The 22,623-nt window shown below is 46.2% G+C and carries 28 protein-coding genes; 14 read left to right on the forward strand and 14 right to left on the reverse strand.

Annotation, left to right across the window (positions count from 1 at the left end):
- Positions 1-430 precede the first annotated feature (430 nt).
- On the reverse strand, positions 431-1,594 hold the full coding sequence (locus H6G50_RS08190) for a DUF4419 domain-containing protein (protein WP_190715082.1): 1,164 nt from the start codon (positions 1,592-1,594) through the stop codon (positions 431-433).
- Between the two features lie 411 nt (positions 1,595-2,005).
- Between H6G50_RS08190 and H6G50_RS08195 the strand changes: the two genes are divergently transcribed.
- On the forward strand, positions 2,006-2,794 hold the full coding sequence (locus H6G50_RS08195; protein ID WP_199302763.1) for a sugar phosphate nucleotidyltransferase: 789 nt from the start codon (positions 2,006-2,008) through the stop codon (positions 2,792-2,794).
- 122 nt (positions 2,795-2,916) lie between these two features.
- Entirely contained in the window at positions 2,917-4,545 is a 1,629-nt protein-coding gene (locus H6G50_RS08200) for a reverse transcriptase family protein (RefSeq protein ID WP_190715083.1), read from the forward strand.
- 122 nt (positions 4,546-4,667) lie between these two features.
- Here H6G50_RS08200 and H6G50_RS08205 read toward each other — a convergent pair whose 3' ends face one another.
- From H6G50_RS08205 to bchL, 9 genes are all read right to left on the reverse strand, one after another.
- Positions 4,668-5,672, reverse strand: coding sequence for a DMT family transporter (locus tag H6G50_RS08205; RefSeq protein ID WP_190715084.1), 1,005 nt, complete (start codon positions 5,670-5,672; stop codon positions 4,668-4,670).
- Entirely contained in the window at positions 5,669-6,454 is a 786-nt protein-coding gene (locus H6G50_RS08210; protein ID WP_190715085.1) for a hypothetical protein, read from the reverse strand. The genes H6G50_RS08205 and H6G50_RS08210 overlap by 4 nt, the downstream gene beginning before the upstream one ends.
- A gap of 352 nt (positions 6,455-6,806) precedes the next feature.
- Positions 6,807-8,198: a ferredoxin:protochlorophyllide reductase (ATP-dependent) subunit N gene (locus H6G50_RS08215; RefSeq protein WP_190715087.1), complete on the reverse strand. Its 1,392-nt coding sequence runs from the start codon at positions 8,196-8,198 to the stop codon at positions 6,807-6,809.
- 69 nt (positions 8,199-8,267) lie between these two features.
- Positions 8,268-8,705 carry a DUF5331 domain-containing protein gene (locus tag H6G50_RS08220; RefSeq protein ID WP_190715089.1) on the reverse strand — a complete coding sequence of 146 codons (438 nt, stop codon included), beginning with the start codon at positions 8,703-8,705 and terminating at the stop codon, positions 8,268-8,270.
- A gap of 127 nt (positions 8,706-8,832) precedes the next feature.
- On the reverse strand, positions 8,833-9,279 hold the full coding sequence (locus tag H6G50_RS08225; RefSeq protein WP_190715091.1) for a DUF5331 domain-containing protein: 447 nt from the start codon (positions 9,277-9,279) through the stop codon (positions 8,833-8,835).
- Between the two features lie 78 nt (positions 9,280-9,357).
- A complete protein-coding gene (locus tag H6G50_RS08230; RefSeq protein WP_190715093.1) occupies positions 9,358-9,774 on the reverse strand; it encodes a DUF5331 domain-containing protein in 417 nt (138 codons plus the stop codon).
- A gap of 24 nt (positions 9,775-9,798) precedes the next feature.
- Positions 9,799-10,035 (reverse strand): DUF5331 domain-containing protein, encoded by a 237-nt coding sequence (locus H6G50_RS08235; protein WP_190715095.1) that lies wholly within the window; start codon positions 10,033-10,035, stop codon positions 9,799-9,801.
- 12 nt (positions 10,036-10,047) lie between these two features.
- Positions 10,048-10,464 carry a DUF5331 domain-containing protein gene (locus H6G50_RS08240; RefSeq protein WP_190715097.1) on the reverse strand — a complete coding sequence of 139 codons (417 nt, stop codon included), beginning with the start codon at positions 10,462-10,464 and terminating at the stop codon, positions 10,048-10,050.
- Positions 10,465-10,517: 53 nt separating this feature from the next.
- Entirely contained in the window at positions 10,518-11,381 is an 864-nt protein-coding gene (gene bchL / locus H6G50_RS08245; protein WP_190715470.1) for a ferredoxin:protochlorophyllide reductase (ATP-dependent) iron-sulfur ATP-binding protein, read from the reverse strand.
- 409 nt (positions 11,382-11,790) lie between these two features.
- Between bchL and H6G50_RS08250 the strand changes: the two genes are divergently transcribed.
- Complete coding sequence (locus H6G50_RS08250) at positions 11,791-11,985, forward strand: hypothetical protein (protein ID WP_190715099.1); 195 nt, start codon at positions 11,791-11,793, stop codon at positions 11,983-11,985.
- A 110-nt stretch (positions 11,986-12,095) separates the two neighbouring features.
- Positions 12,096-12,260, forward strand: coding sequence for a rubredoxin (rd, locus tag H6G50_RS08255; RefSeq protein ID WP_277882674.1), 165 nt, complete (start codon positions 12,096-12,098; stop codon positions 12,258-12,260).
- A gap of 123 nt (positions 12,261-12,383) precedes the next feature.
- Here rd and H6G50_RS08260 read toward each other — a convergent pair whose 3' ends face one another.
- Complete coding sequence (locus H6G50_RS08260) at positions 12,384-13,916, reverse strand: mercuric reductase (RefSeq protein WP_190715103.1); 1,533 nt, start codon at positions 13,914-13,916, stop codon at positions 12,384-12,386.
- Between the two features lie 240 nt (positions 13,917-14,156).
- On the opposite strand from H6G50_RS08260, the gene nrtS reads away from it, so the two are divergent.
- The 4 genes from nrtS (at position 14,157) to dnaB (ending at position 17,100) form a co-directional block, all read left to right on the forward strand.
- A complete protein-coding gene (gene nrtS, locus H6G50_RS08265; RefSeq protein WP_190715106.1) occupies positions 14,157-14,423 on the forward strand; it encodes a nitrate/nitrite transporter NrtS in 267 nt (88 codons plus the stop codon).
- 27 nt (positions 14,424-14,450) lie between these two features.
- The gene (locus H6G50_RS08270; RefSeq protein ID WP_190715108.1) at positions 14,451-15,104 is read left to right on the forward strand and encodes a GUN4 domain-containing protein; all 654 of its coding nucleotides are present in this window, start codon (positions 14,451-14,453) and stop codon (positions 15,102-15,104) included.
- Between the two features lie 111 nt (positions 15,105-15,215).
- Positions 15,216-15,674, forward strand: a complete 459-nt coding sequence (rplI, locus tag H6G50_RS08275; RefSeq protein WP_190715110.1) for a 50S ribosomal protein L9 — start codon at positions 15,216-15,218, stop codon at positions 15,672-15,674.
- 103 nt (positions 15,675-15,777) lie between these two features.
- Positions 15,778-17,100, forward strand: coding sequence for a replicative DNA helicase (dnaB, locus tag H6G50_RS08280; protein WP_190715112.1), 1,323 nt, complete (start codon positions 15,778-15,780; stop codon positions 17,098-17,100).
- A 154-nt stretch (positions 17,101-17,254) separates the two neighbouring features.
- Here the strand turns inward: dnaB and H6G50_RS08285 are convergent, their stop codons facing one another.
- The 3 genes from H6G50_RS08285 to H6G50_RS08295 all read right to left on the reverse strand — a co-directional run bounded on the left by H6G50_RS08285 (position 17,255) and on the right by H6G50_RS08295 (position 18,467).
- Positions 17,255-17,611, reverse strand: a complete 357-nt coding sequence (locus H6G50_RS08285; protein WP_190715114.1) for an XRE family transcriptional regulator — start codon at positions 17,609-17,611, stop codon at positions 17,255-17,257.
- A gap of 1 nt (position 17,612) precedes the next feature.
- Positions 17,613-17,969: a type II toxin-antitoxin system RelE/ParE family toxin gene (locus H6G50_RS08290; protein ID WP_199302764.1), complete on the reverse strand. Its 357-nt coding sequence runs from the start codon at positions 17,967-17,969 to the stop codon at positions 17,613-17,615.
- A gap of 153 nt (positions 17,970-18,122) precedes the next feature.
- A complete protein-coding gene (locus tag H6G50_RS08295; RefSeq protein WP_199302765.1) occupies positions 18,123-18,467 on the reverse strand; it encodes a hypothetical protein in 345 nt (114 codons plus the stop codon).
- Positions 18,468-18,848: 381 nt separating this feature from the next.
- Here H6G50_RS08295 and H6G50_RS08300 point away from each other — a divergent pair, with 381 nt between their 5' ends.
- From H6G50_RS08300 to H6G50_RS08325, 6 genes are all read left to right on the forward strand, one after another.
- Entirely contained in the window at positions 18,849-19,124 is a 276-nt protein-coding gene (locus H6G50_RS08300; protein WP_199302766.1) for a hypothetical protein, read from the forward strand.
- Between the two features lie 25 nt (positions 19,125-19,149).
- Complete coding sequence (locus tag H6G50_RS08305) at positions 19,150-19,545, forward strand: hypothetical protein (RefSeq protein WP_206756562.1); 396 nt, start codon at positions 19,150-19,152, stop codon at positions 19,543-19,545.
- A 112-nt stretch (positions 19,546-19,657) separates the two neighbouring features.
- Entirely contained in the window at positions 19,658-19,798 is a 141-nt protein-coding gene (locus H6G50_RS08310; protein ID WP_190715117.1) for a hypothetical protein, read from the forward strand.
- Positions 19,799-19,841: 43 nt separating this feature from the next.
- Positions 19,842-20,363: an LptA/OstA family protein gene (locus H6G50_RS08315; protein ID WP_190715118.1), complete on the forward strand. Its 522-nt coding sequence runs from the start codon at positions 19,842-19,844 to the stop codon at positions 20,361-20,363.
- A 164-nt stretch (positions 20,364-20,527) separates the two neighbouring features.
- The gene (gene lptB, locus H6G50_RS08320; protein WP_190715119.1) at positions 20,528-21,256 is read left to right on the forward strand and encodes an LPS export ABC transporter ATP-binding protein; all 729 of its coding nucleotides are present in this window, start codon (positions 20,528-20,530) and stop codon (positions 21,254-21,256) included.
- 109 nt (positions 21,257-21,365) lie between these two features.
- Positions 21,366-22,532, forward strand: a complete 1,167-nt coding sequence (locus tag H6G50_RS08325; RefSeq protein WP_190715121.1) for an LptF/LptG family permease — start codon at positions 21,366-21,368, stop codon at positions 22,530-22,532.
- Positions 22,533-22,623: the final 91 nt, after the last annotated feature.

The following is a 22,623-nucleotide window of genomic DNA, read 5'->3' on the forward strand; positions in this document are numbered from 1 at the left end:
GGAAAAACCCCCTAAAAAACTCCTTGAACAAGTCTGTGATGTCATTCGTGTGAAGCATTACTCTTACAAAACTGAAAAAAGTTAAATTAATTGGATTAAACGCTATATTCTCTTCCATAATAAACGCCACCCACGAGAAATAGGTGGAAAAGAAATTGAAGAATTTTTAACTTATCTGGCTGTTGAAGAAAATGTGGCAGCTTCTACTCAAAATCAGGCTTTAAGTGCTGTTTTATTTCTCTATAAAGAAGTTCTTAAACAGGAATTAGATTTACAGGTTGATGCAGTCCGGGCAAAAAAAAGTCGTTATGTACCAACCGTTCTGACAAAAGGGGAAGTTCTAGCCATTATTAATCATTTATCGGGAGTTCATCAATTAATCGTTAAATTGCTTTATGGGACAGGATTACGTCAAACGGAATGTTTACAGTTACGGGTTAAAGATATCGTGACTGGGTTTGGCAATTTGTTTTTCCGCTCGTTGTTCAAGCCATTTATAGTAGTGAGCGAACAATTCATCGACGGGCGATTCATATTCATAAATGATAACCCACCCACATTCGGGTTCCAAGGTATTTGTTGCCTCATCCTGTGTAACGGCGAGGAGACCGCCAACCAATCGCATTTCGGTTTCCTGTGTGCCCCAATGCACGGTAAGTGGCACGGAAGTCATGCAATTCGGAATTGCACCAATACCAATCCCCTGCGGATCCTCCCAACGCTCTTGCCGATGTTGTTTGTCATCAATCTCCAGTCGCTGCTTCCAATCATTGAGAAACGGGTTGAAGTAAAGTTGTTCGCGGTCGTTTTTGAAGTATGGGAACAAGACATTTGCCCAGCCAGTCATGACGGCACGCCCTGAACCGCTGTTGTACCGAAACATTGATTTCCAAAACTCGTCGTCCACCTTTCCGCGTTTAGCATTACAGAACTGCTCAAGAATCGGGTCGAGCGCATTGATCCAATCTTCAAGTCCAAATTCAGCGAATTGTTGAGCGAGTCGCCGGAGTTTATTCCAATCCTGTTCCGTCCCCGCAAGTGTGATCCGAGGAATGCCGCATCCGCCAAAAAAATCGTACTTGAAGTACGATTTGAATGTGTCCATTGCCATCAGGTTTGACGCAGCAACCTCCGTCGGGCCGGTTGTGGAAAAATCAGCGCGGACGATTTTGCCGAGGCCACCCGTATGTTCGTCAATTTGATCCGCAAACGCCGCAAACACTTCCGGCCATGGATTCTCCCTCCCGAGTGAGAAATCCATTCGGGTAACCGTCAGTTTTTTTTTGCCAGAATGGCTAACGAATCTGTGACGGAGTTCTTCAGCGTTCTCGTTTACATGAAGTGCGAACCCACGTGCGAGAGTAATCCACAATGCGTCTGGCGTGAGACGAAGGGGGACATGGTCGTAAAACGAGTAGGTTAGCGCTTTGATAAGGGCGTGATCGTCGTCGCACGAAACCACCGGATTGCGCGGTAGCCAGTGTTGCTCAATGGGCCGCCGGAGCGCAGTGCGAAGTTCACCAACGTAGTCCACAATCTCGCGATCGCGTTTCTTCGTTACCTCAGGTGAGACGTTAAATGTTGTGTCAGACATGATTGAGGCAAATAAGGAGTAGCCTACTTATAGATTAACCTTGATGAACTAGATCTAGCTAATCTCGATCGAGATTTATTAAAGATTGAAAACCTCTTGGTTTTACCACACTCCTCAACCAAGACGTTAAGCTTTCTTCAGCTATCGCTTCTTACAAATAGCCTTCCAACTACCTCCCCACAAATAGCTTAGTCTGTCTAACTACTTATTGTACCGACTTGTTCTGGATAATTAACCCCTATGGGACAAAAAGCAGAAAGTTTCCGTATAATCCCCTTGTAAGGAATGTTATCCAGAAGCTTTTGCAAGTCTCACAAGGTTTTATAAGCCATTGGAAAAATCGGGTTATCTTCGAGAGCGCAAAGATTCTCAAGCTAAGATAGCGTAGATCGCCGGATAGGTTATTGCAACATGGAAATTCAACAATTGTCGGCTTCAGGCGAGCAAAACAGACGACCCCTGACGGAAATTAAAGGAATTATCCTTGCAGGCGGTCAAGGTTCCCGCCTCGAACCCCTCACCGAAGTCACCAACAAACATTTGTTACCCGTCGGACGCGAACCGATGATTTGGCATCCCGTCAAACAGTTGGTGAGTGCTGGGGTGCGCGATATTTTGGTCGTCACTTCTACCAACCATATGGGCGATGTCGTGAACTCGCTCGGTTCTGGGCGGCGGATGGGCTGCGAATTTACTTACCGAGTCCAAGAACAGCCTCAAGGAATTGCCGACGCACTTTCTTTAGCAGAAACTTTTGCTAGCGGTAAAAAAATTGTAGTTTTGCTAGGAGATAATATTTTTGAGTATTCAATTCGTCCCCATTTAGAAAGCTTTTTACAGCAGGAAAAAGGCGCGAGAATTTTACTGAAGGAAGTGGGCGATCCGGAACGATTTGCTGTTGCTGCTTTGGACGAACAACGCATTCTTGAAATCGAGGAAAAACCGGCAAATCCTAAAACGAATTATGCGGTTGTCGGTTGTTATATGTATGACGAACAAGTTTTTGATATTATCCGCACGCTTCAACCTTCTGGGCGCGGTGAATATGAAATTACGAGCGTTAATGATGTTTATCGCCAGCGACAACAGTTAGAATTTAGCTTTGTGCGCGGTCGTTGGGCGGATGCAGGCACGTTTGAATCGTTAAATGAAGCCAATCAAATGTTACTGTCAGTTCGCAATCAAATTTTGACTGAATAGTTCGTAATTCGTAGTTCGTAATTCGTAATTCGTAATTCATCCTTCACCCTTCATCACTCATATATTTTCGATTCAGGTGCGATCGACTATAATCTCGGACAGGCCTGTCATCTTAATACTGTATGTCCGACCAACCGCGTACTCGCCAAGAACTCTACGATCGCGTCCGTGCTATGGGTAAGGAGCAGTTTATCCTTGAGGAGATGATTCGCTTCGGATTTTGGCCTGCTGAAGGGGAAATGCCCGAAGACCCGGCGGATGAAATTCGGCGTAAAGCGCAGATTCAGCAAGAACTAACGCAGTTGCGCCAGCAAAACCGCTCGTTACAGGATGAAGCGGCGGCGCGCAAGCGATTATTGCAGGAAAGACTGGCAGAGTCGCGGCGCAAGCGGCAGGAAACCAAGGAACGGCGGGAACGAGAACGCCAGGAACGGGCGGCAGCTTGGCGGGAACGACAGCAGCAGGATATCGGCTATTTGGGTGAGGGCGTATCGGCGGGGCTGAATGAGAGGGATTGCCGTGAGGAACGTTTACAGGCGCGCGGTTTGCCGATTTTGAAGAATGCGGCGCAAATTGCCGAGGCAATGGGGATTTCAGTGGGACAGTTGCGATTTTTGGCGTTTAATCGCAAAACGTCGAAGATTTCTCACTATGTTTGCTTCAATATTCCTAAAAAGACGGGCGGGGTGCGTCGGATTTCGGCCCCGATGCCGAAGCTAAAGGCAGCACAACATTGGGTTTTTGTCAATATTTTGGAACGGGTGGAAGTGGGGGAGGCGGCACACGGGTTTTTGCGCGATCGCTCGATTGTCACTAACGCGCAGCCTCACGTCGGTGCAGAGGTTATTATTAATTTTGACCTGAAGGATTTCTTTCCTTCTATTTCCTACAAGCGCGTCAAAGGGTTGTTTCGCGCGATCGGCTATTCGGAGGCGGCAGCAACGATCTTTGCGCTTTTGTGTACGGAAGCGGATACCGTAGCCGTGGAACTCGACGGTACAACCTACTATGTTGCCACGGGCGATCGCCACCTCCCCCAAGGTTCTCCTGCCTCTCCCGCCCTCAGCAATGTTCTCTGTCGCCGTCTGGATAAGCGTTTGAGTGCGATGGCTGCTGAATGCGGGTTTACTTACACTCGCTACGCCGACGATCTCACGTTTTCTGCTTCGGGGGAAAGTTTGCGGCATCTGTGCAATATTATGCGGCGAACCGAAGCGATTGTCACCCATGAAGGATTTGCGATTAACCCGGAGAAAACGAGGATTTTGCGCCGCAAATCGAGTCAGATGGAAGTGACGGGCGTAGTCGTTAATGAATTTCCGAATTGCGATCGCGCCACCCTCAAACGCTTCCGCGCGACTCTATTTCACATCGAACGCGATGGCATTGAAGGCAAACATTGGGGCAATTCTAACAACGTCCTAGCAGCAATTCAAGGCTTTGCGAGTTTTGTTGCGATGGTTAATCCCGAAAAAGGGCGCGAATTTCAAGCGCAAATCCAGCGCATCAAAGCCCAAATTCAGCCGCAAAGCGTTACTCCTACTGGAATCATTGTTGAATGCTACAAAAAGGGCAGCCAGTTAAAAGTTCGCGTTGTTTCGCCGGGATATAATTCCGATTGGAACGTGCAATTTCCTCGCAATTTGCGGGAGGAGGGAGCGCGTTTTATTGTGGAAGAGTTGCAAGAAGATGTTCGAGGTGGATTTTATCGAGCGGGGGGGAAAATAGAGCGTATGAATTCTGAGTTATGAGTGATGAATTATGAATGTTGAAAGTAGGGTGCGTTAGCGGAGCGTAACGCACCATCAAACAGTAAGCCAAGACTCATTTAAATGATGAATTATGAAGGCTGAAATAGCGCTATAACGAGCTTTTAAACTCCTTTAAAAGAATTGACTGTATCGACGGGTGTCTCTCTACTACTTCTTTGACGGAGGCGACTGACTAAACCGATCGCAATTCCTAAAACAATGAGACTGCCGCCTAACAACTGAGACTGAGTTGGGACTTCTCCAAGTAGTAAAAATGCGATCGCAATGGCAGCGATGGGATTAAAGGAACTCGCGATCGCAATCTCGGCTGAAGTCGCACCTTTTAGCGCAGTAAACCAACACAGTTGACCGCCAACGACAATTAAACCGCCATAAAGCAACATCCATTGCCACAGAAACGGCGAAAAAGCTTCAGCAAAATGCGCCATCCCAAATAACTTTATCGCCAGAGTAAAAAAGAAAATTGTGCCTAAAGTCGTGCGAAAAATCGTAAAAATTCCCAAAGGAATCTGTTGGAGGCGCGATTGACTGATAAGAGTCGAAATGGAAAGAAAAATTGCCGCGATCGCAGCCATTAACTCTCCTTGACCGATAATAAGTCCAGAACCCCCCATTTTCATCGTTGCCGTTGAATTGGTTAAAACTGCCGTCACCACCACTCCACAGAACGATACCAGCGAACCCATTGCCGTCCAAACATTGACGCGCTCGCCCAAAAAGATAACACTTAAGATTAAAGTCAGGGGTGTTTCCAAACGACTTATCAACACGACGTTTGTCACCATTGTTTTTTCAAGCGCCATGAAAAAAAGACCGGGCGCGATCGCGCTTGCAAGCACTGCTGTAACAGCCATCGCCAACCAATCTCCCCTCTTCAATCGCGCCAAATTATTACGATTCCAATGTCGAATAAATAGGGGAAGCAGCACCAACAAAGCGCAAAGATTGCCCACAAACAATACATTGCAGGACGAAATCGGGTTGCGATCGTTTAGGAGATGCTGTTCGCCAAGATTTATCAGTCTTCGCGTCACAGAACTCGAGGCAGCAAAAATAAAAATTGCTAGCCACAAATAAACCGAACTGGGAAGATTGCGCAATCTCATTGTTTGCCCGACTTAGCTTGCCGTTCGGGATGTCCAAACCAGGACTGTTCGCGATCGCTATACTTTTGGACTAACACTTGTTCCACATCGTTCATACTACCCTCTGCCGCAATCCAACCCCCTTCAATATCGGGAAAATCAATCTTGCAATTCTCGCATTTCTTCCCGTCGTAAAAGCGAATCGGACACCAGAAAGATTCCACATTCCGCAGCATTTCTGCACCGAGCGAATACACTCCCGTCATCCAGTCGCAGTACAGACACCAAATCAAATCTTTACCGATTAAACCTTGAAATTTTTGGCGACTGACATTTACCCACTCGCTGTGATTGTATTTCGGAAAACCCAACAGCCAAGTTAGCCAGGGATAAACAAAAATTTCGGCAAAACGAATGAGAAAAAAGACAGGAACAACAACCGATGTCACCCACAACGCGAGATTATTTCGCCACCATCCCAAACGTTGATTGTGGAAACGGGCGATGCCACATCCGGCTGTCGTCTGACGATGTGCCAACTCGTGCAGCGCGCACCACAATTGCAGGGCTGTGATTTGCGCGACTAACGCTGCAAAAATACCGCTCGCACCGTCGATTAGCCCGCTTATAAGCCAGGGAACCCACAGCATAACGGATAAGATAACATCGAGCCAAGGCGCTTTCGTAAAAGACTCGAGCAGATCCTTACCTAATCCGCCGAGCCGAGGCAGCAAGGCGAGCATTAAGATAATGGCAACTTCTAGGCTGAAAGTTGCCGCAAAAACGAGTAGAAATGAATTCATATTTTCCTCTGGGGCTAGAGCAGATAAATCCGAATTAATCCGGTACGCTCTCAATGAATTTTAGCGGGCGACTCGGAACCCACTTATAAAATTAATACCAATTTAAGATTGCGTTGCCTAAAATCAACTCTCCTAAATTCTCAGGATAACGGTGCGTTACGCTTCGCGCTCCACACCCTACTTTTCATTCTATGCAGCTTCATATCAATCTGGTATAACATCTATTTTAGGATTGAGCCATGCACCGAGAGACGAGCGCATTTTTATTAGGTATTAATGATTAATATGCAATAAAAAACAGCAGGACGAATATTAACCCGTCCCGCTGCTTCAAAAAACACAAATTTTAGCCTTAAACTTTGGCTTCTTTCACCAACTTCTCCCAGCCCAAATCTTTCAAGTTATTATTGCGACGTAGGGGGCGAGTTGCAAGCTCTAAAATATCGCGCGCGTTCGTGAAACCGTGGATTTGTGCGAAGGTAAACTCGACCGACCACTTGGTATTAATTCCCCGCGCTTCCAACGGATTTGCGTGCGCCATTCCCGTAATTACTAAATCCGGTTTCTGCTCGTAAATGCGCTGAATTTGATTGTAATTATCCGGCTTTTCGATAATCTTCGGAATTGGTACGCCCATGTCGTTACAAGTTTTTTCCAGTAACGCTAATTCTGCTGCTTGGTAGCGCTTATCCATATAAGGAATGCCGATTTCTTGGCAAGTCATGCCGCAACGAATCAAGAAACGCGCCAAAGAAATTTCCAGCAAATTATCGCCCATAAAGAAGACCGACTTACCGCGAATTAATTGGATATAATCTTCCAGATTTTCCCAAATTTGCGCTTCGCGTTCTTCCAATCCTTGGGGTTCAATTCCGAACACCGAACAAATCTTTTCAATCCAAGCGCGAGTCCCATCCGGGCCAATCGGGAAGGGTGCGCCGATGAGTTTGCACTTGCGACGGCGCATCAACGTTGTCGCCGTGCGCGAGAGGAAAGGATTCACCCCACAAACATAGTAACCTTCTTCTAAAGTTGGCAGTTCCGTGTAACGTTTTGCGGGCAACCAACCGGAGACATTAATGCCTTGTTTCTTCAGTTCTAAGGTTAAGTTGGTGACGACGGGATCGGGGAGCGAACCGAAGAGAACTAAAGGATGATGATTGACATCTTCAGCATCTTGTGCGATATCTTCTTTCTTGCGACCGAAGTTGAGCAGTTTTTTAATTGCGTTGCGTTCTTCTTTTTCTGATTCAACGACTTTGCTCGGGCATTTATTTGCCATAGAAGCAAGCACGGTATCTTCGCCTTGAGTGAAGGCATAATCGAGACCGTTAGCGCGCGCGGTGACGATAGGAATGCCGATTTCGGCTTCGAGTTTGGGGGCGAGACCTTCCAAATCCATTTTAATGATTTCGGTGGTACAAGTGCCGATCCACACGATAACGCTGGGGTTGCGATCGCGCTTAATTTGCAAGCACAATCTTTTCAGTTCTTCGTAATCGTTCAGTTGGGCAGAAATATCGCCTTCTTCGAGTTCCGCCATTGCATAGCGCGGTTCGGCGAAAATCATCACGCCCATCGCATTTTGCAGGAAGTAACCGCAAGTTTTTGTGCCGATGACGAGGAAGAAACTATCTTCAATTTTTTGATACAACCAAGCAACGCAACTGATGGGGCAGAAAGTATGGTAATTGCCGGTTTCGCAGTCGAAGTTAAGAGCGGAAGGTTCTTGAGCGACGGTCATAATTTATCTCCTGTTATTATTTTGGGAACCGTAAAGTAAAGTTAGAGTAGAGGCGCATTGCTTGCGATTTTATGGCGGTGGGTGTTGCGGATTCATATCTTGTCGAATTTGGTTGAGGTAATCTGTATCGGGGTCTGAGTTAGAGTTTTGCTCTTTTGATTCTGCTTCCCCAAGTAAAGGGATAGATTTTGCTTCCTGTATACGCATTTTATCTCGTATATCTAATTCAATATCTGGATCGAAATCTAAGCCTAATGCTTTCACTAACTTGTTATAGTCACTGCTAAGTTCTAAGAAAGAATTCAGTAATACTCTAGCATTTTCATCCAAAGCACTAACTGCACCTAACACAAACATTGAATCGGGACGAGACCCTTCTGAAAGTTTATACCATCGATTCGTAGAATCCATAAGTTTGTGAATCCAGTCTAAGTTGATCTCATAATAATCGAGCCACTTATCTCTTAATTCCAATTTAAACTTTTCAAAAGACTGTTGAAATTCCATAAGACTGAGCGATTTTATTGATTCCTATATTATAAGATTTGATTAATATATTTAATATCAAAGTCTTAAAGGAGCTAAGTTTAGCACTCATTTCGTAGGGGCATAGCATTGCTCATTGCTTGCGATTTCATGACGGTGGATGTTGCGAATTCATATCTTGTCGAATTTGGTTGAGGTATTCTGTATCGGGGTCTGAGTTAGAGTTCTGTTCTGTTGATTCTGGGAGTAAAGGAACGACTTCAGCTTGTTTACTCCTGAGAATTTCTAATTCTCGTTGTACTAACATCGATTCTGGATCGAGATTTAATCCTAACTTACTAATTAAAGTGTCTCTATCTGCATTGACTTTCACTAAATAGGGTAATAGTTTTGTGAGTCTTGGTTCGAGAGCCGTAATGACACCCAGAATAAATTCCCTAGATATGCTAAATTTTTTATCACTATAGGAATCTACTTTATAGAGACCTGAAGCAACAATCCAGACTCGATTTGCTTCGTAATACTCTAGCCATTTTCTTTCAAGCTCGCTTTCAATTTCTTCAAGAAACTCATCGATCTCATCACTTGTACTCATAAAGTAAATACTTGGGAATCAATATTGAGCGGAGAGGTTAAGCTAAGTCACCTATTTACTCCCGATCGTCTTCACATTCTATTGATTTATATCCTGTCTAATGCGATCGAGATATTCGAGATCGGGGTCGGTATTTGATTTTTTAGCTTCTGACTCTGGCGGTAAAGAAATAAGTTCTGCGTTTTGCATTTTTGAGGCTGCTCGTTTTTCAAGTTCTTTCGCTAAGTCGAGATCGAATATATCGATCGTTTTTGTTATTTTTTGGGGATCCGAGGTTAGCTTTTTAAAAACTTTCAATAAACCTGAAAATTTGGGATTTAGCGCACTTAAAACACCCAGCAAGAAGTAGTGACTTTGATCTCTACTATTGGCGCTCCAAGTTACATCCCTATAAACGCCGAGGGTTTCAATCCAATCATAATTTTCTTCGTAGAAGTCGAGCCATTCTTCTTTTAGTTCGCTTTTGAGTTCTTTAAAAGCTTCTACAAAATCCATAAGAAAATTAGATAGAGCTTGACACTACTCATCTTCATCATCTGGTAAAAGTCCAATTACTTCGATCTTGCTGGCATTAGCCCGATTTTGTGCGGTTTCCTCGGAACGCTTCGCAAGCTCTATATCTGGGTCAAAATGCAGTCCTAAAACCTCAACTAATTTATCAGCATCGCCGTTGAGTTTATAGAAAGGAATCATTAAGTTTTCTAGCTTTGGTTCTAGTAATCCAGTAGGGTGGGCAATGCCCACCTTACCATCCATCTTTCTCACTAACTAGCGATCGATTTCTTCGCGACTGCGATCGAAATGTTCGCTACCATTATCATTCGGGAACGAAGGTACAGATTCAAGAAGTAAAGGAATTAGGTTAGCCTGTTGAGCTTTAACTTTTGCTCGTTCGGCGAGTTCTTTTTCCACATCTAAGTCCAAGATTTGGAGGACTTTTAAGATTTGTTTTGAATCCGAGGTCATTTGTCCAAAAATATGTAGGACTTCCGTGAGACTTGGCTCTAGCGAACTTAAGACCCCCAAGACAAAGTAATAATTGTTGGCACGCTCGATTTCCGAGCTATGCAGTGCTTGAGATACCCCAAATTGTTCAATCCAATGACGATTGACTTCGTAGTAATCCAGCCATTTATCTTTGAGGTCTGTCTTAAGATGTTCAAAAGATTCTAGAAATTCCATCATGTTCCTTACCCTGATGCGACATGATAATCAGGATTTTTCTCTGATGAATTCTATTAAACCATCATTAAGTCTAATTCTTCTTCTTCAGTCTTAGGCGGCTGTTGCGGATTGAGGTAGAAGTCGGAGAGTAAGGAGAATAATTCGCGGTCTTGGGCATCATTGGGAACGACTCCTTCGGGCAGGGCCAGAACTTGGTCGGCGATGTTGAGGTAGTAATCGCAGACATATTCGAGGGAAGGGTCGGTTTCTGCCATTTCAAACAAGGTTTTGCCTTTAACGCGAGAGACGCGGATATCTTCAATTAAGGGCAGGACTTCGAGAATCGGCATCGGGACGGCTTCGATGTATTTTTCGATGAGGTCGCGCTTAGAGGTGCGGTTGCCGATGAGTCCGGCGAGGCGGAGGGGATGGGTGCGGGCTTTTTCGCGGACGGAGGCGGCGATGCGGTTGGCGGCGAACAGGGCATCGAAGCCGTTGTCGGTGACTATCATGCAGTAGTCGGAGTAGTTGAGGGGGGCGGCAAATCCGCCGCAGACGACATCGCCGAGAACGTCGAAGAGGATGACATCGTATTCGTCAAAGGCGTTGAGTTCTTTGAGAAGCTTAACGGTTTCGCCGACGACGTAACCGCCGCATCCAGCACCGGCAGGAGGTCCGCCTGCTTCTACGCAGTCTACACCGCCATAGCCTTTGTAGATGACATCTTCGGGCCAGATGTCTTCGTAGTGGAAGTCTTTTTCTTGGAGGGTGTCGATGATGGTGGGGATGAGGAAGCCGGTGAGGGTGAAGGTGCTGTCGTGTTTGGGGTCGCAGCCAATTTGTAAGACTTTTTTACCGCGTTTGGCGAGGGCAACAGAAATGTTGCAGCTTGTGGTCGATTTGCCGATTCCGCCTTTTCCATAGACTGAGAGTTTCATGGGGTTGTCTCCTTCTTCACCGGGTTGACTGCTATCGATCGCATTATCAGCGAACTGCCCGGTGTTGGGAAGGGGGGAGAAAAATGAAAAAGCGCGATATTTCAAGGCGAGCTTTTATTCTAAATTTATAAAGCTGCTTAGCGATTCAGAATCGACTATAAAGCTTAAAAAGCTTTTAATACCGTTTTTATGTTTTTATTTATGGTAAACAGTTACAATAAACAAAAAAGGCTGAGAAGGGTGCTTTAGCGCTGAGGATAAGCCGCTTGTACCTCGTCGAGAGTGAAGAGGGCGATTTTGCAAAGAATCATTAATTTTTGGGCGCGATCGCGGCGATCGCGTCACGATACACTTGGCAGTACCAGTTCCGACACCGTAAAAAAGTATTGTTCATTCCGAAGCGAACCTTATGACTTCCCGACGTTCTCCGACTTCAACCCTCGGCTACCTATTTTTGATGGTGCTGGGACTGACAATTTTGGTCTATCTATTGCGCGGTTTCGGGGTTTTAACGTTCATTCCGGGCGGCGTAATCTGGATTTTAATGCTGCTGTCGTTAGCTTCGGGGTTGTTGTATTTAACCGAGAAGATGCGGCGATTTTAGCGGCCGGGAAGTTAAGATTTGTGTCAGTGTTGAATGCTTAAACGCCAATATTTTTCAGAAAAATAGGTGTTTTTTAAGCAATTTCTAACCTTTAAAGGGAGGCAGAAGTCCTGATGAAATATGTTTGTACGGTCTGCAATTATATCTACAATCCCGAAGAGGGAGATCCGGATGGTGGTATCGCACCCGGTACTGCCTTTGAGGATATACCCGATGACTGGGTTTGTCCCGTTTGCGGGGCGGGGAAGGAAGATTTTGAACCACTGGATGATTAAGCTCGATAATTCGGAAAAATTGAGCTAAAAAATGAGAGGCTTGTGACCTGAAATTACGAATTACGAATTAATAATTATTTAGTCAAGCGGTTTAGGATAAAAGACAAAACCGCTGTTTTTTTCTCAGCTTAACTTGCTCAAAAGTTTTAAAAAGAATTGAGCGCGCGGCGTTAATAAGGTGCGGCGATAAGCATCGGCTGCTTTTTTAATGGCTTCGGCTTGGGTAGGGTAGGGATGAATAATACCTGCAATTGCGCTCAGTCCTTGTTTAGTCGCGATCGCGAGAGTGATTTCATTGAGCATTTCTCCCGCATGGCGTGCTACAATTGTTGCCCCAATAATACGCCCTCGTTCGTGGATAATTTTAACAAAACCTTCCGTTTCTCCATCGGCGAGGGCGCGATCGACTTTTTCAAGCGGAATCGCGATCGCGTCTACCTTCAAACCCTTATCCTTTGCTTGTTTTTCATCCAAACCCACCCGCGCAATTTCAGGATCGGTATACGTCACCCAAGGCATTATTAAATCGCTCAATTTACTCCGCCCCAATCCAAACGGAGAAAAGAATAAATTCTTAATAACAATCCGCGCCGCAGCATCGGCAGCATGAGTGAATTTCCAATCCATACAAATATCCCCTGCTGCGTAAATGCGAGGATTACTGGTTTGTAAATAATCGTTGACAAAAACGCCGCGTTGTGAATCGCAATCAACGCCGACCGCTTCTAAATTCAAGCCTTCCACATTGGGCGCGCGCCCTGCCCCGACTAAGATTTCATCGACAATAATGCTTTGAGTTGTGCCATTCTGTCGGTAATAAATCGCTTTACCTTCGGGCGTAACTTCTACCCGTTCTAACTTGCAATCGAGGATAAGATGAAGATTTTCTTGCTGTAATTGTTGTTGAAGAATCTTAGCCGCATCGGGATCTTCGCGATCGAGTAAATGTCCGTGTTTGTGCAGCAATATTACCTCGCTTCCCAAACGCCCAAAAGCCTGCGCCAATTCGCAACCAATCGGCCCGCCACCAATAACCGCTAAACGTTTCGGACATTCTGTTAGCGAAAAAACCGTTTCATTGGTTAAATATCCCGCTTCTGCCAATCCTGGTAAGTTCGGACGACTTGCACGCGCGCCTGTCGCAATAACTGCTTTTTTAAATCGTAATTCCTGCCCGCTAACGCTAACCGTTTCCTTACTCGTAAATTGAGCGGTTCCTAAGAACACATCAACGCCTAAATTGCGAAAACGCTCGGCAGAATCATTCTCGCTAATTTCTGCTCGAATTTTTCGCATTCGCTGCATAACGGCAGTAAAATCGACTTCAGTAGATTGCGCCCGTACCCCAAAAACTTCTGCATCTCGCACCTCAGCAGCAGCGCGCCCCGAACGAATCAAACATTTAGAAGGAACGCAACCAACATTAAGGCAATCGCCGCCCATCAAACCTTTTTCAATTAGCGCCACTTTTAAACCTAATCCCAAGCCCGCCGTTCCTGCTGCTACGACAAGTCCCGCCGTTCCCGCACCCAGCACGATTAAATCGTAGCAATCTGCCGGTTTTGGGTTCGTCCAATTGGGGGGATGAACGCGGGACATTAGGGTTTGATTGTATTCGTTGAGCGGTTGTAGGGCAGGTTCTTTTTCGATGAACATAAATTCAAGGTAAAAATATAGGTTAAAGTAGTGAGATACGATCGCAAGTTCGACAGAGAATGCAATTTTTAAATTAACTCTATGTAAAAACTTCAAGAAATTAGGTTGCGTTTGGCTCGCGAGCTTTTACCCAGCTTTTGGCTCTTTTGATATCCTTATCTCTCGTAAAAAGATTAGAGAAAGAACCTTTTATTTTAGCTGAACTTAACGATTTTTTATTTATCTATAGTCTTATTGATTATGGTTCTTTGGCACAATCTTTTTGATGTTCGCTTTTCTTGGACGGCAATTCGAGTTGCTTTGTTAGTCGGGACTATCTTGTTTGTGATTAATCACGGTCGTGCCTTTCTAGACGGAACCATGAACAGAGAACGTTGGATATCTGCGGCTTTCACCTATTGCGTTCCCTATATCGTCAGCATTCACGGACAATCGATTAGCCAAGCGCGAATTAAAGCTTATTCTGGTTCTTCTGATTTAGCAAAATCTGATAGAGATTCTCTGTAAATCGATCGAATTCATCTAGTATAGCTAATGAATCACGAAACCTTGGAACAACACTTGGCTGCAAAACGATGGAAAGAGGCTGACGAACTGACTGGTTCTACAATTTTAGCAAGGGTCGATCGCCAAGGTTATTGGCTCAGAAAAAACGATCTTCTCCTTCTACCCGCCGCCGACATGATTATAATCGATCGCTTATGGCGAAATTACAGCCGCGATCGTTTTGGATTTTCAATTCAAGCTCAAATTTGGAAGGCCGAGCAAGAGGAATATAAACGTACTGAGATAGCCAGAATCCTAGAAAAATATGGTGAAAGGTATCTGAGAGACTATGGATGGGGAACTTGTAAAAGTTGGACTTGGGGCAATAAGTTCGCAAAGGTTATGGGCTGGCAGTTTCAGGAATACGAAGGCCGCTGGAGTAGTGATAATAAATACGAATTTCAGCGGAATGAAAAGATTCCTTACGATCTTAATGCTCCCCTCGGCAATCTTCCTAGCACTTATGCGTTAGGTGGCGGCAATTCGAGTCATGAATACGAACCGCGAGATACGGAATCAACAATGGGATTTTATGGGGGCGATCGCTGGTACTATGAGTGGAGTCGCGATTCCTTTGTCGGTTACGAACTGCTCGAAAAGTTTTATCCTCTTTTCGAGCAATGGCAAGAAGGCGTTCCTTAAAGACCCGGTGCGGCTCTGTCGCGTTGCGATCGCACCCTCGGTTGTGATAAAGTTGAGTGTTTTGACTCAACGCCTAACCCGCGATCGCACAACCCACCAATAGGAGAGACTATGGCAAAGCGCGTACAAGTTGTATTAAACAAAGATTCCAGTAAATTAGGCAGATCCGGAGATGTCTTAGAAGTTGCGCCCGGTTACGCTCGCAATTACCTCATTCCTCAAGGAATTGCCTCCCCCGCAACTCCGGGACTTCTCAAACAAGTTGCCCATAGAAAAGAAAAAGAACGCGAGCGCCTCGCAGCGATTAAACAAGAAGCAGAAGCGCGCAAAACAGCATTATCGACCATCGGTCGCCTGAGAATTCGCAAGCAAGCGGGCGAAAACAATGCTATTTTCGGAACCGTCACCGCGCAAGATATTGCCGATGTCATTCAAGAAAACACGAAGTACGAAGTCGATAAACGCGGTATCGATATTCCCGAAATCGGTCAACTCGGCGTTTACAAAGCCGAAATCAAACTGCATCCCGAAGTAACCGCAGAAGTTGAATTTGAAGTGATGCCGCTGTAGGTCAGTTATTCAGTTATCAGCGATCGGTTATCAGTGCGTCGAAAATAACAGAGCGCCGATCGCAGATTTCTGTCAATCATCAATTGTCAGTTATCAATTATAAATGGACTCTTTTCCTCCCCAAAATATTGAAGCCGAAGAGTCAATTTTAGGCGGAATCTTGCTCGATCCGAATGCAATGGGACGAGTGGCAGATTTAATGATTCCCGAAGCATTTTATATCAGCGCCCATCAAGAAATTTACGAAGCCGCTCGCGAATTGCACCGCCAGGGAAAACCCACGGATTTAATGACCGTGACCAGTTGGTTGAGCGATCGCGGCTTGCTCGATAAAATTGGCGGAACCAGTAAACTCGCCCAACTCCTCGACCGCACCGTTTCCGCCGTCAACATCGACCGTTACGCCGCCCTCGTCACCGACAAATACCTGCGCCGCCAACTGATTACCGCCGGTCACGAAATCGTCGATCTCGGCTACGAAACCGCCCTCGAACTCGAAAACGTCCTCGACCAATCCGAACAAAAAATCTTCGGACTCACCCAAAAACGTCCCCAACAGGGCTTAGTTCGCCTCTCAGAGACCCTGATTACCGCTTTTGACGAAATCGAGAACCGCCAGCAAAACAACGTCCTTCCCGGCTTAAACTGCGACTTCTACGACCTCGACGCGATGACGGGCGGATTTCAGCGCTCCGACTTAATTATCATTGCCGGTCGTCCCTCAATGGGAAAAACCGCCTTCGGACTCTGTATTGCTGCCAATATCGCCAAAATTCACAACCTTCCCGTCGCCATTTTTAGCTTGGAAATGTCGCAAGAACAGCTAGCGCAACGATTGCTGGCCTCGGAAGCGGGAATCGAAAGCAATCGCCTGCGTTCTGGGCGCTTGAGCCAAAACGAGCTTGAACCCTTGGGGGAAGCGATTGGCACGCTATCGGAATGGCCGATTTTCATTGATGATAGCGCCATGCTAACGGTGATGGAGATGCGATCGCAAGTCCGCCGCCTGCAAGCCGAACAAGGCGGGCAATTGGGCTTAGTTTTGCTCGACTACCTGCAACTGATGGAAGGCGGCGGCGACAACCGCGTTCAAGAACTCTCCAAAATCACCCGTTCTCTCAAAGCAATGGCGCGGGAAGTAAACGCCCCCGTGATTGCACTTTCTCAACTCAGTCGCGGTGTAGAAGCGCGCAACAATAAGCGCCCGATGATGTCAGATTTGAGAGAAAGCGGATCGATCGAACAAGACGCGGACATCGCAATTATGCTTTATCGCGATTCTTACTACAATCCCGACTCGCCAGACCGCAACATTGCCGAAGTTATCATTGCCAAACATCGCAACGGCCCCACCGGAACGATTAAACTGCTCTTTCAACCCGAATTAACTAAGTTTGAAAACTTAGCGCAGCCGCAGAATTACTAATTATTAAACTGGAGAAAAAGGTATTTTGTCAATACCTTTTAAATAATCACTATAGCAATTCTGAAAGAGAACAAAGAGCGAACCGAGCCGCAACCCCTCACCGTAAAAATTATGCTTGTGCGAAGGGATTTTAGATCGCTTTTCTCGCCAAAGGCTAGCCCGATTTCGATGGCAATGGGATGCTTTCAATAGGGACGGAAGAAAATTCGGTCTTGTCAACTAAGTCAACTAATTTTATATCTAGTCGTTTTCCTACGATGGCTGCTGCTCGTTCCATTGTCTGTAAAGTTACAGATGTGTTTTCTGGGTCTAGAAGTCTATCTAGAGCAGAACGGCTAGTGTTCATAGCTAGTGCCATTGCTTTTTTAGTTAGCTTTTGAGCAGCCATTTCTTGAGCGATCTGCCAAGCCAGGACTCGCTTCAAAGCTTTAGTATTCACCTCGCTTAATAATCCTTCTTCTTCAAGAAAATTATCAAACGAAGAACCTATATGAGAGGTTTGATTTGCCATTTTATTGTGCCTCCAGTTTACTTTTACGGTCTAATGCCAAATCTAATTCACCTTTTGGGGTTTTCTGCGTTTTTTTAATAAATCCATGTAGCAAAAACATTCGCTCTTTATGAAGACAAAAAAATACGCGAGCAATACGACGGTTAGGGAGATTGGATCTGACTTCATAGAGTCCTTGCCCTAGGGGACGACAAGTGGGCATCCCTATAGGCCAACCGTATTCAACTGTTTTAATATCAGTACCAACGATTTTGCGTTCTTCGAGAGTAAGTCCCTTGAGCCAATCACGGACTGGCTCATTACCTGTTTCAGTTTGATAGAAACTAGCAGGTATGCGTTTGTCATCCATACCTAACATTATGCACCAAAATTGGTACACTGGCTCGAATCGGTAATTATAGCGCGATGCTACCTAGGGCGAGAGCGAGGGCGAGGGCGAACGCGGCAAATATACCCGGTGTACTGTCCCCCCCTTTTGTATACCTAAACCGCCCTCGAATGCCCCAGAAACCTATCGCTGGCAAGCGATCGCGTTTTGTCGGGTTGTTGCCAAGGGCCAACTGATGAATTCTGGCGGATTTAAAAAGTATTGATAAGCAAGCGCCATCTGTTTCGCCGCCCGCGCGTAAGGAACTCGCCCCGTCGCCGTTCCCAATCCCGGACAAGCGACAATCGAGATTTTCTGCGCTTGGGTTTGATTGTGCTGCCACACCGCCAGTAACATCGCCCACATCGCCCGATAAACGTTATCGGTTTGAGAAATTGCCATCGGGACGCGCATCGTGGGCGTATGGGCAAGGAAGGGATGTTCGGGAATCGGATCGACGAGGATTAACTGGAAATTTGGGGGCTGCATTGTAAAGAGTGCGATCGCGCTGCTCCCTCAAGCATGAAGAAAGTTGTATTTATCGTTATCATAAATTTTAACTTCCAAAAACCGTACTTTCCCGCATGATTAAAAAGGCTCGCGATCGCGCGACCTAAGCTCGATCGCGAGGCCAATCCAAGCAAGAAAGCTCAACTCATCTCCTCTGCGATCGCGCCTTCTCCTTCCCAATTTCGCTTGAGAAATCCTGTTTTCTGAATGCAGATTAACGAAGCTTTACCAAGATTTTTAATCAATATTTAAGATTTGCGACATTTTTGCCCCAAAAAAAATTCTTGCCTTTAGTGTTGAATCAAGACAAGTAGGGTTTGCGCCATCTTGTTGGGGTATTACATTTCTTGAAGTATGAGAATGCCTTCTAACGCTTTACTATTCCTGATTCTGACCGTCTTCATCAGCTTTATCAGCCCGATTATGCTAATTGGAGCAATGATGGCGAGTTTAGTGCTGCTAGGTTATATTCCGGTGGCTGAGGGACTCGCGACGGTAGGAATCGATGCGATCGTGCAATTCCTCGCCACTTTCGGTAGCGGCTGTCCGCTAAGCGGCTTATTCGCGATCGGCTTAACCTGTGCTTTCGTGGGCGGCTTATTCCAAATCTACAACCACTACCGCTACCAACATTAGTTGAAGTTCTGCAACTCGAGAGGATTTGCGATCCGCACTTGCAGTACATGGATTAAAACTCTCTGTGGCGAAAATATTTGCCAATTGGGGCTGGCTCTTACTCGCCCTCACCTATGCGTCAACCTTTATCGTCATCCTCATTCTCGCTTACACCGGCAACATTCCCGAATTTATCCAAAAAATTCCAAGCTACGACAAAATCGGTCATGTTGTCCTCTACAGTCTTGCTAACTATCTCGGACATCGAGTTCTGAAGCGCTTTAAAGTCAAAGGATTTGGCTGGGCGCTTCCCTTATGGCCGTTACTGTTTGCCCTCTTCTGGCTGGGCGCAGAACTCGCGCAACTCATACCAATTCTCCGAGTTCGGACGACACATCTTGAGGCTGAAACCCCTAATATATCTAGGTTTCTTCATTTTTAATTTTTAATTGGTATCACCTCCCCGCAACGGACTTTCAGTTGATTGGACGCGATCGCATCGTTTCTGGGAATCCTGTTAGGGGACTGGCTCGCTGAGAAATCGTGAATAATGGTTGAGATCGAAACAATTTTGCTGCAACAATCGACTACAACTCCCGAACGTCCTCGATCGCGGTGACGGTAAATTACCGTTGCTCAGCCTCGAACCGCTCGCCGCTCTCCCACTTTCCGATCCGGAATTCCGCCTATTATGATGTTAGGAGTAATCGGTCGATAGTCATTGTGTGATTTAAAGCTATGAAGAAACTCTCTATTTACGGGTTAAATGTTCTGAAAAATCGCTGGGGAATGGGAATGGCACTCCCCTTAGCCGCTGCTGGCGCGATCGCATTCCTGCCCCAACTCCCCGACGCGAGGGCGCAAACCTCCGGCGGCGGACGACCGATTGTCGTGCGTTCCGATCGCCAAGAAGCCAATCAAGTCACCGGCGTAGTAACAGCAGTGGGGAACGTCCAAATTAACTACCCCGCGCGCCAAATCAACGCCACTTCCGCCCAAGCGCAATACTTCAGCCAAGAAAATCGCATCGTCCTGATGGGGAACGTTTACGTTCAACGCGGCGGCGGCGATAGCATTCGCGCTGAAACCGTGACTTACCTCATCGACGAACAGCGCTTTATTGCCGAACCTCAAGGCAACAGACAGGTGGAATCGACTTACATCATCTCCGATCCTGAAGCGCCGACTCAACCACCCGTCGCGCCCGCAGCACCCGCTTACAACCCCAAGCCCGCGTTTAAAACGCCGGTTAGTAACTAAGCGAACCAGCACGGACAAACCCCTTGACCCAATAATTCGTAATTCGTAGTTCGTAATTCGTAATTACGAATTACATTTCGGCATTTCGGCATTAATGACCCCAAGCTCAATGACCCCAAGCTCAATGACCGCGAATTAGCAATTACGAATTGGAGCGAAGCGACTTGACTTTAACGTTAAAAAATATACATAAATCCTACGGCAAACGCGCGATCGTCAATCGCGTTAATCTGAGCGTATCTCGCAAAGAAATCGTAGGGTTGCTTGGCCCCAACGGAGCGGGAAAAACCACCACCTTTTACATCGCAACGGGTTTAGTGCGCCCAAACGATGGAACGGTTTGGTTCAATAACCAGGAAATCACCAAGCTTCCTATCAACGAGCGCGCGCACTTGGGAATTGGCTATCTACCCCAACAAGCGAGCATTTTTCGCAGTTTAACCGTGCGCGATAATATTCGCTTGGTACTCGAACAAAGCGGTATTCCCGCGCGCCAACAGCCTCAGCGCTTGCAAACCTTGCTCGATGAGTTTCGCTTGCAAAAGGTGGCAAAGACCAAAGGAGGGCAGGTTTCTGGGGGAGAACGGCGGCGCACGGAACTCGCGAGGGCGCTAGCGGTAGGGCTGGACGGGCCGCAATTTTTGTTACTCGACGAACCGTTTGCGGGGGTAGATCCGATCGCGGTTTCGGAAATTCAGAAAATGGTGGCACAACTGCGCGATCGCGACATGGGCGTATTGATCACCGATCATAACGTCCGCGAAACTCTCGCGATCGTCGATCGCGCCTACATCATGCGCGACGGACAAATTCTCGCCTCCGGCACCGCCGACGAACTTTACAACAATCCCCTCGTGCGGCAGTATTATCTCGGTGACGACTTTCAACGATAATAAGGAGATTAGCCGGTCGCTGTTAACCCATTCACCTTGAACTCTGAATAGCGATTTGATAACGTTGCATCAATAACTCTTAACTATCCACAAAAATTCATCCAAACCCATGCTTGCCGGTAAATCAAAAGGATTTAGAACGGGACGCTTCGGATTATCGCTGGTCGATCGCTACATTGCCGCCGAAATCTTTTTACCCTTTTTATTTATCGTCGGCTTAGTCTCCTCCCTTGGCGTAGCGGGGGGAACGATTTTCGATATCGTGCGGCAAATCACCGAATACGGACTCCTCATCAGCGTTGCTATCAAATACATTTTGCTGAAGATGCCGCAGTTCGTCGCCTATGCTTTTCCGGTTTCCGTTCTCCTCGCCACCTTGATGGGTTACAGTCGCCTTTCCGGACAAAGCGAACTGATAGCCCTGCGTAGCGTCGGTTTAAGCTTATACCGCATCGTCGTTCCCGCCATTCTTTTTAGCTTGTTCGTCGCCGGACTTTCTTTTGCCTTCAACGAATACATTGTCCCGTCAGCAAACTACAAAGCGGCAACAATGCTCGAACAAGCCCTCGGTAAAGAACAACCTGCACTGAAAGCCGATAATATTTTTTATCCCGAATACAAACAAGTTCCAGCAGAAAATGGTAAAACTCGCAAGGTTCTCAAACGCCTTTTTTATGCGGAACAATTAGACGGCGAAACGATGAAAGGCGTAACGGTCGTCGATCGCTCCCAAGATAACCTCAATATTTTTATTCTCGCGCAATCTGCCTCCTGGAATATCCCAGAAAATCGCTGGAAATTATTTAACGGAACCAGTTATCAAAGCAATCTCGATGGTTCTTCGGTAACTTCTGCCGGATTTGAACGGCTTTCTTATCAGTTTCCGCGCGCGCCGTTAGATATCGCCAAACGCGATCGCGATATGAGCGAAATGAATATTTTCCAATCGATACAAAACTTGGAAAATTTAAGACTCGCCAACGACGAAAAGAAAATTAGACAAACCCTAGTCCGCATTCAACAGCGGATCGCTTTTCCCTTTGTGTGCGTCGTTTTCTGCTTGCTGGGGGCTGCAATTGGGACGCGCCCGCAACATACCAACCGCGCCACCAGTTTCGGGATTGCCGTCGCGATCGTGTTTATTTACTATGTGATGAACTTCGTGTCGATCGCAATGGGTTCGGTCGGTGCTTTTCCGCCTTTTATTGCCGGTTGGAGCGCGAATTTATTCGGTTTTGCCGTCGGAAGCTGGCTGCTATTTCAATCCGCTAGATAATGAATGATGAATGATGAGTGATAAGTGAGGAATGAGGGAATTACGAATTACGAACTACGAATTACGAACTACGAATTACGAATTACGAATT

The sequence above is a fragment of the Oscillatoria sp. FACHB-1406 genome (assembly GCF_014698145.1).
Classification (GTDB): Bacteria; Cyanobacteriota; Cyanobacteriia; order Cyanobacteriales; family Spirulinaceae; genus FACHB-1406.